The organism is Gilliamella sp. ESL0441, from assembly GCF_019469185.1.
Lineage (GTDB): Bacteria > Pseudomonadota > Gammaproteobacteria > Enterobacterales > Orbaceae > Gilliamella.
The window spans coordinates 443,196-461,761 of record NZ_CP048264.1; the positions used below are offsets into that span (position 1 = coordinate 443,196).

The window sequence follows — 18,566 nt, forward strand, 5'->3', positions numbered from 1 at the left end:
GTTAAATAAAATGATTTAATCAACAACTACTACAGATTTTGTAATACTTTTTCAACACTATCTTTTGCATCACCAAATAACATATAGCTATTTTCTTTAAAGAATAGTGGATTTTGTACTCCAGCATAACCCGTATTCATTGAGCGTTTAGAAATAATCACTGTTTTTGCTTTCCAAACTTCAAGAACTGGCATACCTGCGATAGGGCTATTTGGATCTTCTTCAGCAGCTGGGTTAACCGTATCGTTAGCACCAATTACCCAAACAACATCTGTATCAGGGAAGTCATCATTGATTTCATCCATTTCTAATACAATATCGTAAGGTACTTTGGCTTCGGCTAATAACACATTCATGTGACCTGGTAAACGTCCTGCAACTGGATGAATACCAAAACGGACTTCTATACCCATACCACGAAGTTTTTCAGTAATATTGCTTACCGCACCTTGTGCTTGAGCAACTGCCATACCATAACCTGGTACGATAATTACTGAACGGGCTTCTTTCAAAGTTTGAGCAACTTCAGCCGGTTGCATTTCACGATATTCACCTTGTTCTTCATCAGAAGCATTCGCAGTGCTACCGTCAGTACCAAAACCGCCTGCAATAACACTAATAAATGAGCGATTCATCGCTTTACACATGATATATGAAAGAATTGCACCAGAAGAACCGACTAAAGCACCGGTAACAATTAGTAAGTCATTACTTAACATAAATCCAGCAGCTGCGGCAGCCCAACCCGAATAGGAATTCAGCATTGAAATAACCACAGGCATATCTGCACCACCAATAGATGCTACCAAATGGAAACCAAATACGAATGCAATAATTGTCATGGCAAGTAAGCAGACAAGCGCTCCCGTTCCTGTTTTTACATCAATAAAGGTAAACATCAGGATAATTGAAACAACGATCGCAGCTAAATTCCAATAGTGTTTATTCGGAATTGATAATGGTTTAGAGCTAATGCGTCCATTTAATTTGCCAAATGCAACAATGGAACCTGAGAAAGTCACTGCACCGATAAAGACACCGATAAAAATCTCGACCAAATGGACGGTCAGTTCACTACCATGGTATATCTGTGTTGAATTGTTTAAATCTAAAAAGCTATTTAAACCAACTAGTACAGCAGCCATCCCGACAAAGCTATGAAGTAACGCTACCAATTCTGGCATTTGAGTCATTTCGACCTTTTTAGCTAAGTATAAACCAATCGCAGCACCAAGTATCATGGCTATGATGATCCAATGGAATCCACCTTTAATACTTGCAACGGCAGCAACAAGTGCAATGCCCATACCGATCATACCGTAAATATTGCCTGATTTTGCTGACTCTTGATTGGAGAGTCCACGTAGACTAAATATAAAAAGTAATGCAGCAATCACATAGGCTGCTTGAATAAATCCATTACTGAACATTATTGATACTCCCCTCTATTTGCCACGTTGGAACATTTTCAGCATTCTTTGAGTAACAAAGAATCCACCAAAAATATTGATGCTAGCAATCAAAATAGCCACAAATGCAATGGCAGTCGTTAAGCCATTATCATCACCGATTTGCAATATTGCACCGACTAAAATAATGCCTGAAATTGCATTTGTTACTGACATAAGTGGTGTATGTAAAGAGTGAGTGACATTCCAAACAACGTAATAACCAACCACACACGATAATGCAAAAACCGTGAAATGCCCTAAAAAGCTTTCTGGCACTGAATTGGCAATCCAAAAATAGGCGAGAATTAATAAAGCTAAAATACCAAATTTCTTTTGTGGATCGATTGGTTTTGGTTCCGGTTTAGCAATAGGCGATGCTGCTTTTTGTTGTGGTTGAGCTGAAACTTGAATTGGTGGAGCAGGCCAGGTGATTTCTTTATCTTTAACCACCGTTACGCCACGAATAACCACATCATCAAAATTGATATCAATGTTACCGTCTTTTTCTTTAGAAAGTAATTTTAATAAGTTAACAATATTCGTACCATAAAGCTGTGAGGCTTGAGCAGGCATACGATTAGCTAAATCGGTATAACCGACGATTTTAACATTATTATCGGTTTCAAAAACTTCTCCAGGGTGGGTTAATTCGCAGTTACCACCAGTTAATGCTGCTAAATCCACAATTACACTACCTGGTTTCATTGACTCTACCATTTCTTTAGAAATCAATTTAGGTGCTGGTTTACCTGGAATAAGAGCGGTTGTAATGATGATATCTACATCTTTGGCTTGCTCAGCAAATAACGCCATTTCGGCTTCGATAAAGGCTGGAGACATCTGTTTAGCATAGCCATCACCCGAACCTGCTTCTTCTTCAAAATCGAGTTCTAAAAAATCAGCGCCCATACTATTAATTTGTTCTGCCACTTCAGGACGAGTATCAAAAGCTCTTACAATTGCGCCTAAACTCACGGCTGCACCAATTGCAGCAAGACCGGCAACACCTGCACCAATGACTAAGACTTTTGCAGGAGGAACTTTACCCGCTGCGGTAACTTGACCTGTAAAGAAACGACCAAATTGATTTGCTGCTTCAATCACCGAACGATAACCGGCAATGTTAGACATAGAACTTAATGCATCAAGGGATTGTGCTCGTGAAATACGTGGCACACAGTCCATTGCCAATACTGTTATGTTTTTGGCAGCAAGCTTTTCCAATAAATCTTTATGTTGAGCAGGATAAATATAGCTAATGAGGGTTAATCCTTCTTTCATCAACGCAATTTCTTCATCAGTCGGTGCGTGAAATTTCAAAATTAAATCATTTTGCCAAATATCTTGCGTGTTTTGGATTGTGGCTCCAGCATCAATGAAAGCTTGGTCTTCGAAATGAGCAGCATGTCCAGCACCTTGTTCAACTGAAACTGTAAAACCAAGTTTTAACAGTTGTCCAACAGTTTGTGGTGTAGCAGCAACTCTTGCTTCATTGGCTAACCGTTCTTTAGGTATACCGATATGCATTGCGTTACATCCTTATGTTAAGTGAGTTTGTAAATGTTTCTCGATTTTAGCATAAATTAGCGACGGTGCGAGTAGGGAATTTATTTTTTATTATCGAAATATTAATATTAAATTTAATAATAATTGAATATTAAATCTGTCAATTAAAATTAAAATACTTATCCTGCAACCAATGTGATTAAATCTTTTTGATAGTGAACTAATACATGAAGAAGAATATTTATTAGTTTGTCTAAAAAATGATTATACCTTCTACTGATAGCTTCGCATTTATTAGAAAGAAAACAGGTTTAGTTGGCTTGTGATTCATCGTGTAAAACTCGATATTTACCAAGTAATTCAATAAAAAACTTATAAAATATTTAAGTGAAAAATTGATAAAAAATCGATAAATAGTGCTGGCTAGATAAAATTTTAACCTATCCCAATGGATACTTCATCATTGGGATTTTTAATGTCGGTTTGATAAAGGCTGAGAAGTTAACCGACAGATAAAAAGGTAAAAATTGATAGCTATAGCAATTTATGATTGTGGTTAGGTAAATTCAAGTATTGTCCAATAATAAGTATTAACGAGGTAAAATATGGCCGAATTAAGCCAGAAAAAAAATAGTATGCTAACATTAATGTTTGCATTGCTTGCTGCTTGTATGGCATTTCAACTCAATGCGAGTATGTTAAGCCCTGTATTAGTGACTATCGCTAAAGAATTAGGTTCCAACGACGCACAAGTCGGATTATCCCAAACTGCTTTTTTTACCTCTGCTGCACTGTTTTCATTATTTTTACCGCGTTTAAGTGATATTAAAGGTCGTAAAAAAGTATTAACGATTATGTTATTTATTATGACAATAGGTACTGTGCTTGCAGCGTTAGCACCTAATATCGTTGTATTATATATTGCGCGAATTATTCAAGGTGTATCAGGGCCAGTCGTTCCACTTTGTTTACTGATGCTCAGCCATGAAGTCAAAGACGTTAAAAAATACGGTATGTTAATGGGTATTGTAACTGCTGTTAATGGCGGTATTGCCGGTATAGATGCAATTGCGGGTGGTCTACTTGCTACTTATTGCGGTTTTCGTTCGGTGTTTTGGGTCATTGCGATTGTTGCCGCATTATCAACCTATTTTGTCCATCGTTATGCTTCAGAATCTAAACCATCTGAAGGAACGAAAATGGATTGGTTAGGCGTGCTCTTCATTGTGCTAACCGTTGCTGCATTATTACTAGCACTTAATGAAGCAGGGAATTTAGCACATGCTAATTGGATTAAAGTCATTGGACTAACGATTTTTGCTGGTATGTGTTTTATCTTATTTTGGAAAACAGAAAAAGTCAGCAAACAACCATTAGTTACCACGGTTCATTTAAAAACCAGAGCGACTTGGGCGCTATTATTAACGACACTATTAACGATGACAGGGATTTTTGCCGTCGTTAATGGGTTAGTTATGTCACTAGCACAAAATCCTGAAATCGGATTTGGTTTAGAAGCTGATTGGGCTTCCCTGATTTTATTAACACCTTATGCCTTAATTGGGTGGTTGATAGGGCCATTTGCTGGACGTTTAGCCCCAAGTTTAGGTTACAATAATGTACTAAAATTAGGCTTAATGGGTTGTGTAATTAGCATATTAATCATAATGTTTTACGGTATTGATTCTCTTCCAATATTAATTATTGGTGTTCTGTCGTTAGGTGTTTTTTATGCGGGAATGGCGAATATCATTTTAAATGGTCTTGGTGTAGTTTTATCGCCAAAAGAGAATTTAGGTTTTCTGCCAGGCATGAATGCAGGAGCTTTTAACTTAGGCGCTGGATTAAGTTTTGCATTATTGCCTGCTGTACAAATGATAAGTGGTTATACCGTTGAGGGCTATTTTAATGGGATGTTACTTGGGTTAATTATTACAATCTTAGCCTTATTCTGTAGCTTCTTTATTCCTCGACCTGTCGATGCTGAAGTATAAACAAGATAAAACGGGATTTTTTAATCCCGTTTTTATTGTCTAAATTAATCTTCTTCTGGCATAAGTGTAAAAACTAATGTTGTAAAAAATTTTTCTTGGGTCGCAAGTTGGCTATCTTTTAGGGGAAAACCTATTTCGACACCTACTACATTTAAGCCTTGATTAGGAATAGTAATGGTCGCTTGACCTTTATCATCAGTTGTAACCGTTTTATCTAAATTATTAACGACATCAATAATAACAGCAGTATTTGTTAATGGCTGACTATCTTTATAGACCGTTACAAGTAAATTATCACCGCGTTTTAATTGGGTTGGATCAACTGCTGGTACTATTTGTAATGGAATATCTTCAACCCGTTTAGGGGCGTTGACAGAAGATAAATAATTGACACTGTATTTAATAGCATGGGTGCCTTTACTCGCTCCTTCTACTTTATTCATTGGAAGATTAACATATTTACCCTGTGCATTTTTAGTCCAATAACCATAATCAAAACTAACCGTTACAACAGCGGTATTTTCTGTCGGTTCAACGGTCACATAATTTTGATGCTTTTTTTGATTAATCGGTAAAGAAGTCCAATTACCATTATAAGCATGAATCTTTTTTACATTTTCCGTTTGATAACCATTATCTAACGGGCCTTCACCTAAAACGATTTGCTTTTGATCAACCCGATTAGCGATCCAAATACCATGAGCAGAAAGCGATTGTGATATCATACAAATAACACTTCCTGATAAGATGAGTACAAATAATTTACGCATGATAAAATTCCTTATATTTTATGAAAATGATAATCATTATCATATCGATATAAAAAAAGTCAATGCTATTTGTGTAATTATTGATCATCAAAAAATGTTTAATATGATAATAAAATATAAAATATGTTTTGTTCGTTTTTGATCGCTTTAGTAATAAAATAATTGCATTACAATTCTTAAATATAAATAACCAAATTGTGTTTTTATTTTTTTGATATATAGAAACATGTTATCAATAACAAATCTTAAACTTACTATTTTTAACTAGCATAATTTGTTATATAATCAAAAGTATTTTGTCCTTAACGCAATATATTGTCTTACTCATTTATATTTAGGGCGCATTCAACAATTGAGCATCTTTTATTAAGGAACCACTATGATGGATTTTTCCCAATCAGTGCCAGAACTGGTCTCTTGGGCAAAAAAAAATGATTTTTCAATTAATTTGCCAGTTGAACGGCTCGCTTTTTTATTGGCGATAGCCGTCTTAAATAGCGAACGCTTTGATGGTGAAATGACTGAATCAGAATTAATTGATGCTTTCAGGCATGTATCACAAATTTTCGAACAGAGTGAAGATACGATTACTGTTCGAGCAAATAATGCCATTAATGACTTAGTACGCCAGCGATTAATTACGCGTTTCACTAGCGAAATGACGGATGGTTATTCAATTTATCGTTTGACGCCTTTAGGAATAGGCATTTCGGATTACTACATTCGTCAACGAGAATTCTCTACATTACGTTTATCGATTCAGCTTTCTATTGTTGCTCAAGAGCTAAAACGTGCAGCTGATGCGGCGCTTGAAGGTGGTGATGATCTTCACTGGCATCGTAACGTTTTTGCACCCTTGAAATACTCCGTTGCAGAGATTTTTGATAGTATTGATATCACCCAACGGGTAATGGATGAGCAACAAGCGGATGTAAAACAAAATATTTCGGCCTTATTAAGTCAAGATTGGCAAGCAGCAATTAGTAGTTGTGAAGGCTTACTCACTGAAACGTCACAAACATTACGAGAATTGCAAGATACGCTAGCCGCTGCGGGCGATAAACTCCAAGCAAGTCTGCTCTTGATTCAAGATGCAACCATGGATAATCCTGAACTTGATAAAATCAATAATGTGGTTATGGATTTACAAGGCAAACTTGATCGTATTATTGGCTGGGGACAAAAGGCGATTGATCTTTGGATTGGTTATGATCGCCATGTTCATAAATTTATCCGTACCGCTATTGACTTAGATAAAAACAGAGTCTTTTCACAGCGATTACGTAAATCAATACAAGGCTATTTCGATTTACCATGGTCACTTATTTTTGCCAATGCTGATCGCCTACTTGATATGCGTGATGAAGAACTTGCACTACATGAAGCAGAAGTAACAGGTGAATTACCGTCAGAACTTGAATTTGAAATGATTGAAGAGATTCAAGAACACATTATTGCCCATATCGAACAAAATTTATTGGTCTTCAAACAAGAAAATAAACCACTGGATATGAGTATCGCTATTCATAGTTATCTAGCACAGTTCCCTCGAGAACAACATTTTGATATTGCAAGATTATTTATCGATCAGGCTATTCGTTTAGGGATTGCCGAAAATGATTTACTCGGTATCCCAGCCGAATGGAAACCTATTAACGATTATGGAGCTAAGGTACAAGCACATGTCATCAACAGATACTAAAGATTTAGAATTAGAACAAACAGCTCATCATCTTGATGAAGTCATGGGGCGCATTGCGGCAAGTTCCCAAGCATCTATCGATAAATATATGCCCGTTAAATTAGCACAGGCAATTGCCAATCCCCTTTTTCCTGAGCTTGATAGTTTATTGCGTTCCGGACGTCATATCGGTATAGATGAACTGGATAATCACGCCTTTTTAATGGATTTTCAACTTGAACTGGAACAATTTTATCAACGCTATAATGTAGAGTTAATTCGTGCACCAGAAGGCTTTTTCTACCTTCGTCCTCGTTCAACAACATTAATCCCACGTTCGGTATTATCAGAACTTGATATGTTAGTTGGTAAAGTCCTTTGTTACTTATATCTCAGTCCTGAACGGCTAGCGCATGAAGGTATTTTTACCTTACAAGAACTCTTTGACGAACTTGTTTCGTTAGCGGATGAAAGTAAATTACTTAAATTAGTTAATCAACGGTCGACTGGATCAGATTTAGATCGGCAAAAGCTATTTGATAAAGTCAAAACAGCACTTAATCGATTACGTCGTTTAGGCATGATATTTTTTATTGTAGGAAATGACAGTAGCCGTTTTCGTATCAACGAATCTATCTTCCGTTTTGGTGCAGATGTGCGCAGTAGTGATGATGCACAAGAAGCGCAATTACGTTTAATTCGAGACGGTGAAGCAATCAAAATCGAATCATCGCTTATCCTAGACGATGATAATAACGAAGAACAAGAAGAAGATGTTAATGAGGAGATTGAATAATTATGATTGGACACGGTAAGTTTCACTCATTAACCCTAATAAACTGGAATGGTTTTTTTGCCAGAACATTTGAATTAGATCAACTTGTCACCACGCTTTCAGGGGGGAATGGGGCAGGTAAATCCACAACCATGGCGGCATTTGTGACCGCATTAATTCCTGATTTAACACTATTACACTTTCGAAATACTACTGAAGCCGGTGCAACATCAGGATCACGTGATAAAGGTTTACACGGTAAATTAAAACCTGGCGTTTGTTATTCCATGCTTGATGTCATTAATTCACGTAATCAGCGAATTATATGCGGTGTTCGATTACAGCAAGTGGCTGGGCGTGATAAAAAAGTCGATATCAAACCTTTTCTATTACAAGGTTTACCTGTTGGCATTAGCCCAACTGAACTGGTAACCGAACGTTTAAATGATAAACAAGCAAGAATTTTATCCTTGCCCGAATTAAAAGATAAAGTCGAAACAATAGAAGGCGTTATCTTTAAGCAATTTAATTCAATTACCGATTATCATTCGGTTATGTTTGACTTTGGTGTATTACCTAAGCGCTTACGTTCCTCATCCGATCGTAGTAAATATTACCGATTGATTGAAGCGTCACTATATGGTGGTATTTCAAGTGCGATTACTCGCTCACTTCGTGATTACTTACTTCCTGAAAATAGTGGTGTACGTAAAGCGTTTCAGGATATGGAAGCGGCACTTCGTGAAAACCGAATGACACTAGAAGCTATTCGGGTGACTCAATCTGACCGAGACCTATTTAAACATCTTATCACTGAATCAACCGATTACGTGGCTGCGGATTATATGCGTCATGCTAACGAGCGTCGTGTACATATTGAATCGGTGCTGGGTTTGCGTCGTGATATGTTCAAAACACAAGATTTGCTCATTAGTAACCAGTTCCGCCAAGTTGAAATGGCAAAAGAACTTAAAGAGTTTCAAGATGCACAAAGTGACTTAGAAACCGACTTACAAGCAGCCAATGATCACCTTAATTTAGCGCAAACAGCGCTACGCCAACAAGAAAAAATTGACCGTTATCAAGCTGATTTAGATGATCTCAATTTAAAACTTGAAGAGCAAAATGAAGTTGTACTCGAAGCGAATGAACAGTATCAAACCTATCGAGATCAAGTGGAACACACCGAACACGAAGTGGATGAAATCAAAACGCAATTAGCGGATTATCAACAAGCGCTTGATGTACAACAAACCCGTGCCATTCAATATCAACAAGCTTTGCAAGCACTAAAAAATGCTCAATCTTTATGTCAATTACCCAAATTAGGCATAAGCAATATCGAAAATCATTTTGAGATTTTTGAAGAAAAACAAAAAGAAATAACTGATCAAGTGCTTGAAATGGAGCAAAGACTCAGTGTTTCTGATGCGGCGATAAATCAATTTGATCGGGCATATCAATTAGTGGTGAAATTAGTTGGTGATGTTGTTCGTAGTGATGCTTGGCGTGCAGCGAAAGAAGCATTAAGACAATGGCCGTCACAATGCTATCAAGCTGAACAAGCTGAACATTTGCAACTCCAACTTGATGAATTAGAACAACGCTTTTTTGAACAAAAAGAAGCCGAATCACTATTAACCCAATTCTGTAAACGCATTGGTCGCCAAATTGAATATGATCAACTTGACGAGTTAAAACAAGAACTTGAAATACAACTTGATGAAAACGCAATATTAGCCAATGAATCAAGTGAAAAACGAATCGAATTCAGACAAGAACTTGAACAAATTCAATCCAAAATAGCGGATTATCGACAAAAAGCACCAATGTGGTTAAAAGCACAAGATGCCTTAATTGCCTTACAAGAGCAAACTGGACAAAGCTTTACCCACAGTCAAGCTGTCACGCAACATATGCAACAGCTACTTGAACAAGAACGTGCACTGGTCACAGAACGCGATCAGATAACCTTCAAACGAAATCAATTAGATACTCAAATTGAACAACTTAATCAACCAAGTGGGGTTGATGATGGTCGTTTATCGGCATTAGCTGAGCGATTTAATGGTGTATTACTTTCTGAAATTTATGAAGATGTCACCATTGATGATGCACCTTATTTCTCAGCCTTATATGGCCCATCACGTCAAGCAATTGTGGTACCGGATTTGTCGCAAGTTAAAGCACAACTTGAAAATCTGACCACCAGTGAAGAAGATTATCCAGAAGATATCTATTTTATTGAAGGCGATCCATCCTCATTTGACGATAGTGTTTTTGATTGTGAAGAGATGAATAAGGCTGTATTAGTTAAAACAGGTGAACGCCAATGGCGCTTCTCCAGTTTTCCAAAAGTTCCATTATTTGGGCGAGCAGCACGTGAAATCCATCTTGAAAAACTATCATTAGAGCGAGATGAACTGCATGAACGTTATGCTAACCTCTCATTTGATTTACAAAAATTACAACGAATTGAACAAAATGTGGGTCAATTTATTGGTGAATATTTATCGGTTGCCTTTGATATCGATCCCGAAGCTGAAGCACAAAAACTAGCGACAAGACGCAATGAAATTGAACGTCAATTAACATCACAAGAATCGATAGATCAACAAAATCAACAGCAAGTTGCCAACTGTAAAGAGCAACTAGTGACAGTAAATCGATTAGTTGCTCAAATGCATTTACTGGCTGATGATGATTTAGCGGATAGAGTAGATGAATTGCGTGAACAAGTTGCTGAAGCACAAGATGCGGCGCAATACGTCAGCCGTCATCGCCATACCGTTTCTGAGCTTGAACCATTAGTTGCTGTATTACAAAGTGATCCTGAGCAAAACGAAGCATTACGTGAACAATACAACATCGTTAAAGCACAGCAACACACTATTCGCCAACAAGTCTTTGCACTTACTGAAGTGATGCAACGCCGAGCTCACTTTAGTTATGAAGATTCAGCTGGAATGTTGAATGAAAATACTGATTTGAACGAAAAATTGCGCGCTCGATTAGAAATTGTTGAAGCACAAAGAACTGAAGCACGCAGTCAAATGCAGCAATATCAAGATAAGTATAATCAATATAATCAAACATTAGCTTCACTAAAAAGCGCCTTTGAAACTAAACGAGATATGCTTAATGAACTGCATAAAGAAATAGATCAAATTGGTGTCAAAGCGGATGCGATCACTGAAGAGCGTGCTCGAGCTCGTCGTGATGAAATTCATCAAAAACTGAATAGTAATCGTCAACATTGTACTTCGCTTGAAAAGCAGCTCATTATGTGTGAAAGCGAAATGACCCAAATGCAAAAACGACTAGCACAAACACTGCGGGATTATAAACAGCTTAGAGAACAAGTTGTTGAAGCCAAAGCAGGGTGGTGCTTAGTATTACGTTTAGTTAAAGAAAACAGCGTTGAACGCCGATTACATCGTCGTGAGCTGGCTTATTTAAGTGCAGATGAACTACGTTCAATGTCGGATAAAGCATTAGGTTCACTACGTTTAGCGGTCAACGACAACGAGCACTTACGTGATGTATTAAGACTATCCGAAGATCCAAAACGACCAGAACGTAAAATTCAATTTTACATTGCGGTTTATAAACATCTTCGTGAGCGAATTCGCCAAGATATCGTCAAAACGGATGACCCAATTGAAGCCATTGAACAAATGGAAATTGAATTATCACGCTTGACCGAAGAATTAACTTCACGTGAGCAACAGTTAGCCATCAGCTCAAAAAGTGTGGCAAATATTATCCGTAAAACTATTCAGCGTGAACAAAACCGTATTCGTATGCTTAACCAAGGTTTACAAGCGGTGGCATTTGGACAGGTGAATGGTGTACGATTAAATGTTACGATTCGTGAAGCTCACTCATCACTGTTAGCGGCATTAGCCGATGACCAGAACGAGCATCAAGATCTCTTCAGCAATAACCGCATAACCTTCTCTGAAGCGTTAGCGAAACTTTATCAACGTTTAAATCCTCATATCGATATGGGACAACGAACTGCGCAAAATATTGGTGAAGAATTACTTGATTACCGCAACTATCTAGAAATGGACGTTGAAGTTAATCGGGGGGCAGATGGTTGGTTACGTGCTGAAAGTGGTGCATTATCAACCGGTGAAGCAATCGGTACCGGTATGTCAATACTATTAATGGTTATTCAAAGTTGGGAAGAAGAATCCAAACGCTTACGTAATAAAGACATCTCGCCATGTCGTTTATTATTCTTGGATGAAGCCGCTCGACTTGATGCCAAATCTATTGCCACACTCTTTGAACTTTGTGAACGGTTAGAAATGCAGCTTATTATTGCTGCACCTGAAAACATTAGTCCAGAAAAAGGGACAACTTACAAACTGGTACGTAAAGTGATCAACAATCAAGAACATGTTCATGTGGTTGGATTAAAAGGCTTTGCATAACCTAATTAGGTTTTTTATATAATATTTTCGCCGACATTTGTCGGCGAATGAGTTATTTGCATTAATAATTGCTTAAATCTGATTGCCACAGGATATAAGGATCATAATCATCATCCCCATCAGGTAAAGCCCCTGTTTTTGGCGCCGGTGTAAAATCGGTTTCAGCCAATTGACCATTATCGAGATACTCTATTTTCCATATCAATAAATTCTTTCTGCTTTCTGGTTTATCAAGGTTATAACTAATATGAGAAAGTGAATTATGATAAATAATTTGTCGCCAGCAGGCATCGGAATTTTTAATACAATATTTAATACTAATTGGTTGATATTTTTTGCCATCTTTTAATAACACGGGTATGGCTTTCTGTTCTTGGCTATCAACAAAAAATGACAAAGAAAGATTATCGGCTAATTGCGCTTTATACTCTGTATAATCGCTATTTGTTTGTAATTTAGGTTGTATATGGAAACTATTTTGACTTTCATCTGCATAACTATTACTACCATACAAACTACATAAGAATAATATAGGAATGAATTTTTTCATAATATATTCCATTGATTTGTTTAGTAAATTGGATTAAGTAATTTAGCCGAATGATTGAAGGCTAATAGGAAAGCTATAACACAGAATCGTTTATAGCGTGCTTAATAGAATAGCTTAAAAAGAAAATAATATGTAGTTATTTCTTATTAATGTAGTGATGACATAAGAAAAATTAACCAGTATTAATAAATTTTAATCAAAATTTAAAAATAGAAAATAGTTTAAGTGATTAATCCTTGTATCACCCAATAATTTAACTTTTTTTAAACGAAATGGAATAAAAAACAATTAAGCCAATTTAAACCTAAAACCGACACTAAACCGTTGCATAACAAGGAAAACAGGTTTTAGGCAAGAATGGCATAGCAACACGCTTTCAACGTCGATTTTTTTTCCAAAATTTCCTCAACTTCTACTCTATAGTCATTCATATAAAATTTCGTAAACTACTTTTTAGATGGTCTTAATTGTTGCAATACAGATCGACCAAAAGATAATTTGAACTAGATAGGTGCGCTATATTTAACTATTAATAGGGTTTAAATAGGCAGTTAAGAACATTATATGACCGCTACCTATAGTTTAATGAACTACCATACCGTCATTACATATCAGCTAATTCGATAAAGAATAAATAGATAATTACATACAACCTTACATTTTTTACTGATATAAATCTTTAATCCCATATTGAACAAACAATAAACAAGTCAGTATTGAATATTATATTATTGATGATTTTCAATGAGTTATCTTGTGAAATTAATTATTGCAATATTTCTGGAAAAATAGTAATTTATGATCTGTTTCGATTATCAATATTATGTAATAAAATAATCGTCTTAGATGCTTTAATACTATAAACTTAAATAAATTTGAAAAGTAGTGATTATAAAATTGTTAGAATGTCGATATCCTTTTGTTATAACTTTAAATTACTTAATCTGAAATATATTTATGCGAAATAGCGCTCATCATTTCTTCTTTTGGTTAAGTTTATTAATCGATAAAAACCTATCACCTTATAAATTTCATTGTCATTACTTTAATTCTAATCGTTGTCTTATTCACTATATTCAATCGTCATTTTGAATAAATTGAATGAGTTCAATCAAAAAAATTTAAGTTAAAAAGTCTAATGGTCAGCTTTAGTAAAAAAGACAATTAAGGTCATCAAGCAAGTTGGTAGGCATTGAATTCATTTAGAATTAAATTCAAATAAAGAAAACAATACCTATTTAAAATCGATGAGTTTAATTTATGCGCTGTGTTCTTAACTGAAAACAGAAAAGCAACGGTATCAATTATGATGATATACCATAAGGATTATTTGTTGTAATAGATATGCGGTGCTTATAATTAAAATTAAATAAAAACATATAATTAAAAAAATACAATTAATGGATTAGGAATAACAATGACAATAAAAAAAATAACCAACTTTATCTTTCCCGTTGGTAAAAAAAAATTCAGTCAAGACGCTTATTATAAAGCTTTATCGGAAACAAATAGTGGTTTTTATCCATTTGGTGAAAATGGGATATGGCACGGCGGTATTCATCTTGATGAGGCAGTATTAAACAAAATCGGTAGTGATGGCAAACTACGATGTATGGCTAATGGGGAAGTTGTCGCATATCGAATTAACAACGTATATCCAAAAATTGTATACAATGACAATGATGAACAAAAAACACCTACCAAACAACAAAAAGTAGCCTATTTTTCAAGTGGTTTCACTTTAGTTCGGCACTATTTAGAAATGCCAAAAATTGCTGATTCAAGCGAACCGCCACCTGCTATCACCTTATACAGTTTATATATGCATCAACTTGATTGGTATGGTTATGAGCAAAAAAAACAAGATAAAAGTAATCAAGTTGAATATCCTCATTTTTGGCAAGTAAAATCAGCTAAAGTGAATGAAGAAAAAGCAGAAGCAATTCAAGGTTGCGAAATAAGAAAAAAAGGAAAAGGAACTAAGGTTGTCGGCTTATTATTAAAAGGAAGTAAAATTCGGTTAGGTGAACAAAGAAGAGGTAGACCAGGTTGGTATAAAATTGTTTCAATCACGCAAGGCACGTTGGTCACTTCAAGCGAAATTAAAAATGAATTAGGTGATATTGAAGGTTATGTTTGGCATGAAAATATTGGTACAACCGCATATGATAGACCAACAGGAAAAATAGCAGAAGCGAATAAAGACTACGTAATCTGTCGGGAAGATAATAATAAGGTTGGTCATCCAGAAAAAGAAATCAAAGGTATTGCAATATATGAATCTGCTACTGGAAAACATAAACTAACCTATTTGCCTCAATCCGCAACTTTTGAATTTGATGGACAAGAAAACGGATATGCCAAGATTCGGAAAATCAGCCAGTGCACAGTACCAACAATATTGATAAACAAAAATGGTGATAACAATTCGCCACATAAAGGCTATGTTAAATTAACATCGCTGCTATTAACTTCACAAAAACCAGAAAAATTAGATGAAGTCGTAGTGCTAAAAGAGCCTATCCCAATAGAAAAGGGCGCTTTTGTCGGTTATATCGGTCATAACGTCAGTCAAAGCGAACGTTTTGATGAACCAAAAGAAGCGCCGTTATCGACAATGAAACGTGCATTAGATAACAAATTACCAGAACTAGCACATATAGAATTATTTACCTGTGAAAATTTTCCTGCATTTATCAATAAAACACGTGCTTTGGCGGATAAGTTACCCAACAGTGAAAAGACAATTATCTTAGTTGAAAAAGATGCAAATTTAATTAGTGCCTCAAAACCGGATGGTTTTATAAGTAAAGGGCCAGTTATAAAATTTATTGGTAATACGGATAATTATTACGTCAAAATTACGCTTCAATATACGTTACAAATGTTAATGGCATATTTTGATCGTTTCAGAGTATTGGACAACAAAGACAATACGACAAATACTAAAAAACAGCATAGTAAAGTTAAAAAATACCGTTTAACGAAGGATGATAAAACTAATCTGGTTAGCTTTTACGAATATCGTCATCCTGAATTGAACGCAGCAGATATTCCAGATGAAGTTGAACTATTGATTGATTATACGCCTTTAATATTAAGTAATAAGGATACGCCTAAATTCTTTGAAATACGGTTTTGCATTGAGAATAAGCATTATTGGATAGCTTCGAAAGACGTTCTACACTTAGGTGGTAAAGAGGGGCAACTTAATAGCAAGATAGAGTGTTGGAAAAAATTTCCACTATCACTCGAAAATTCAAAAGTAAACAAGAATAACAATACAGTATATTATCAGCGCACGATATCGATTAATGCATCATCGGATGAAGAACGCCTAACAGCAGTAGATGATGCTGATGCGGATACAGTATGGCGATATATTCAGGCAGGCAATAAATATGGCGTACCAATACAAGGTTGGGTAAATACTAAAAAAGGTGCTCAGCCACATATAAAACTTGTTACCCCATGGCATTGGTCAGATTTTAAGACGTTAGAAGAAAAAGCGTCGGTAGGTGATTTTTCAAAAAAATTGAATAAAAACCGTGCAGTAAAATTAAACACTGAAGATTATTCTGAAACAATGATGGCATTAATAATGATTCTATCTCAAACCGGATATAATCATGCTCTTATAAATACATCAATGGATATGCCGAAAAGTAAGCTTAAAAAGTTTTTGCAACAACTAAAAATAAATAATAAACAACCATTTATAAATGACCAATTCAAAGATGTATTACGAACAAGTTGGACGGCAGAACAGATTGGACATTTATCAGTAAAATATGAAAGTGAATGGTATGCGGATGAAGCGTTAAAAAAATGGAATGAAATTGATTCACTTTTTGACGAAGAAAAACAACAAAACAAAAAATTTATAACAAACGAATTAGACAACCTCGGTATCACCAAAAAACACGAGCGAAAATTTGCTTTAGACAAAGTAGAAGAGGCTCATGAATATGTTAAAAAAAATTGGCAAATTGAAAAAACAGAACGCATAAAACCATCATTATGGTGGAAAAACGTATCCCAAGCACAATCAACTGATTCAACAAATAACAATAAGACCGATACGAATACCGACACACCTAAACTAGCCAATTTATCAACCGATGGCAAAGCTTGGTTTATTCACCCTGTGGCAATGGTAAATTATTTCAATACTACAAGTCCTGAACCTGAAATTATTTTTCCACTAAAAGAAAAACCAATAAATAATTCTGATATGCAGTTGGGTCAAAATTACAATTGGACTGAAAATAATAATCAAACAGCGTTTGGATGGAAATGTGATGGCGGTAAAAGAAAACATGCCGGGCGAGATCTCTATACTGAACCTAACGCCGAAATCGTTGCAATATGTGATGGAACAGTTCTAGGAATAGACAGTTTTTACTCTCGAACATATGAAATAACAATAAAGCATAAAACTAAAAATGGGCGACAATTCATTATTCGCTATGGTGAAGTTGACTATAATAGTATTACCGTTAAAGTGGGTGACTCTGTTAAGCAAGGCACGGTAATTGCTAAAACAGGACTATTATTAAAAGAACTCAAACGCAGTGAAAAAAGTCCTCATAGTATTGAGATTAAAACTGATTCCAAAGAAACAACCAAGTATAAACCAGAACTCATTATTGATGACAAGATTATTTATATCCTGCACCTAGAATATTATTCAGGCGAAAACGGATTAGATTTAAACAATCCATTAACGGATAGTAAAAACCAACCGTATCAAAGACGTGCTGACTTATTAGATCCTCTAGACATACTAAAAGAGGGGTATGAAAATACGTTTTCGTCAGACTTTTAATAAGTTGAAGTTAAATATAAATGGTCATGAAAGAATAAGCTAGAGATCATACAAGGATTTAAAGGATGGGAGACTTCTTATACTTTTATATATCAAAATAGTCAAACAAAACGGATAACATCATGTCATTCTCCCGAACGAAAATCTTATATTTAGATGATCGTTCATGAGTTTGTTCAAAATGACAGCAATCAGTAAATTAACCAAGACAGATTGTTTAATCAAGCTATTTTGCTAAGTTATCAAATAGTCATTAAATAGTTATTAAATAGTTAGTTGCGATAATTGCAGTTTAAAACTATAACTTAGGATAGTATTGCTATTTAGCCCTCAAACAAAAGTTTGTCGAATGATAAGTTAACTTTACTCATGCCAAGCTTACGTTTATACCTCAAAACGCTCTTCCAAAATTTAATTTTTATAAATTAAATAATGCTCTACAAATAAATAATATATTGCAAAACCTCTAGAAAAAAAGTAATTTTTTATTTAATATTAATAATCTTTATTGATTATTTAATTTTATGTAAAAATGATTTGATAATTTAAAATTAGATAAATTTATGTAA

9 protein-coding genes are annotated in these 18,566 nt (G+C 35.2%); 5 read left to right on the forward strand and 4 right to left on the reverse strand.

Going from position 1 to position 18,566, the window contains the following annotated elements; translation table 11 throughout:
- Positions 1–29: 29 nt before the first annotated feature.
- On the reverse strand, positions 30–1,430 hold the full coding sequence (pntB, locus tag GYM75_RS02050) for a Re/Si-specific NAD(P)(+) transhydrogenase subunit beta (RefSeq protein WP_220216524.1): 1,401 nt from the start codon (positions 1,428–1,430) through the stop codon (positions 30–32).
- 15 nt (positions 1,431–1,445) lie between these two features.
- On the reverse strand, positions 1,446–2,978 hold the full coding sequence (gene pntA, locus GYM75_RS02055) for a Re/Si-specific NAD(P)(+) transhydrogenase subunit alpha (protein ID WP_220216525.1): 1,533 nt from the start codon (positions 2,976–2,978) through the stop codon (positions 1,446–1,448).
- A gap of 584 nt (positions 2,979–3,562) precedes the next feature.
- On the opposite strand from pntA, the gene GYM75_RS02060 reads away from it, so the two are divergent.
- Positions 3,563–4,951: an MFS transporter gene (locus GYM75_RS02060; protein WP_220216526.1), complete on the forward strand. Its 1,389-nt coding sequence runs from the start codon at positions 3,563–3,565 to the stop codon at positions 4,949–4,951.
- 44 nt (positions 4,952–4,995) lie between these two features.
- On the opposite strand, the gene GYM75_RS02065 is transcribed toward GYM75_RS02060, so the two are convergent.
- Entirely contained in the window at positions 4,996–5,721 is a 726-nt protein-coding gene (locus GYM75_RS02065; RefSeq protein ID WP_220216527.1) for a DUF4198 domain-containing protein, read from the reverse strand.
- Between the two features lie 379 nt (positions 5,722–6,100).
- Here GYM75_RS02065 and mukF point away from each other — a divergent pair, with 379 nt between their 5' ends.
- The 3 genes from mukF to mukB are packed head-to-tail and all read left to right on the forward strand — an operon-like array spanning position 6,101 to position 12,619.
- A complete protein-coding gene (gene mukF / locus GYM75_RS02070; RefSeq protein ID WP_220216528.1) occupies positions 6,101–7,423 on the forward strand; it encodes a chromosome partition protein MukF in 1,323 nt (440 codons plus the stop codon).
- A gap of 43 nt (positions 7,424–7,466) precedes the next feature.
- On the forward strand, positions 7,467–8,198 hold the full coding sequence (mukE, locus tag GYM75_RS02075) for a chromosome partition protein MukE (RefSeq protein WP_363317426.1): 732 nt from the start codon (positions 7,467–7,469) through the stop codon (positions 8,196–8,198).
- A gap of 2 nt (positions 8,199–8,200) precedes the next feature.
- Positions 8,201–12,619, forward strand: a complete 4,419-nt coding sequence (mukB, locus tag GYM75_RS02080; RefSeq protein WP_220216530.1) for a chromosome partition protein MukB — start codon at positions 8,201–8,203, stop codon at positions 12,617–12,619.
- A 61-nt stretch (positions 12,620–12,680) separates the two neighbouring features.
- On the opposite strand, the gene GYM75_RS02085 is transcribed toward mukB, so the two are convergent.
- Positions 12,681–13,169 carry a hypothetical protein gene (locus GYM75_RS02085; RefSeq protein WP_220216531.1) on the reverse strand — a complete coding sequence of 163 codons (489 nt, stop codon included), beginning with the start codon at positions 13,167–13,169 and terminating at the stop codon, positions 12,681–12,683.
- A 1,417-nt stretch (positions 13,170–14,586) separates the two neighbouring features.
- Here GYM75_RS02085 and GYM75_RS02090 point away from each other — a divergent pair.
- A complete protein-coding gene (locus GYM75_RS02090) occupies positions 14,587–17,997 on the forward strand; it encodes a M23 family metallopeptidase (protein ID WP_220216532.1) in 3,411 nt (1,136 codons plus the stop codon).
- The last annotated feature ends 569 nt before the right edge of the window (positions 17,998–18,566 follow it).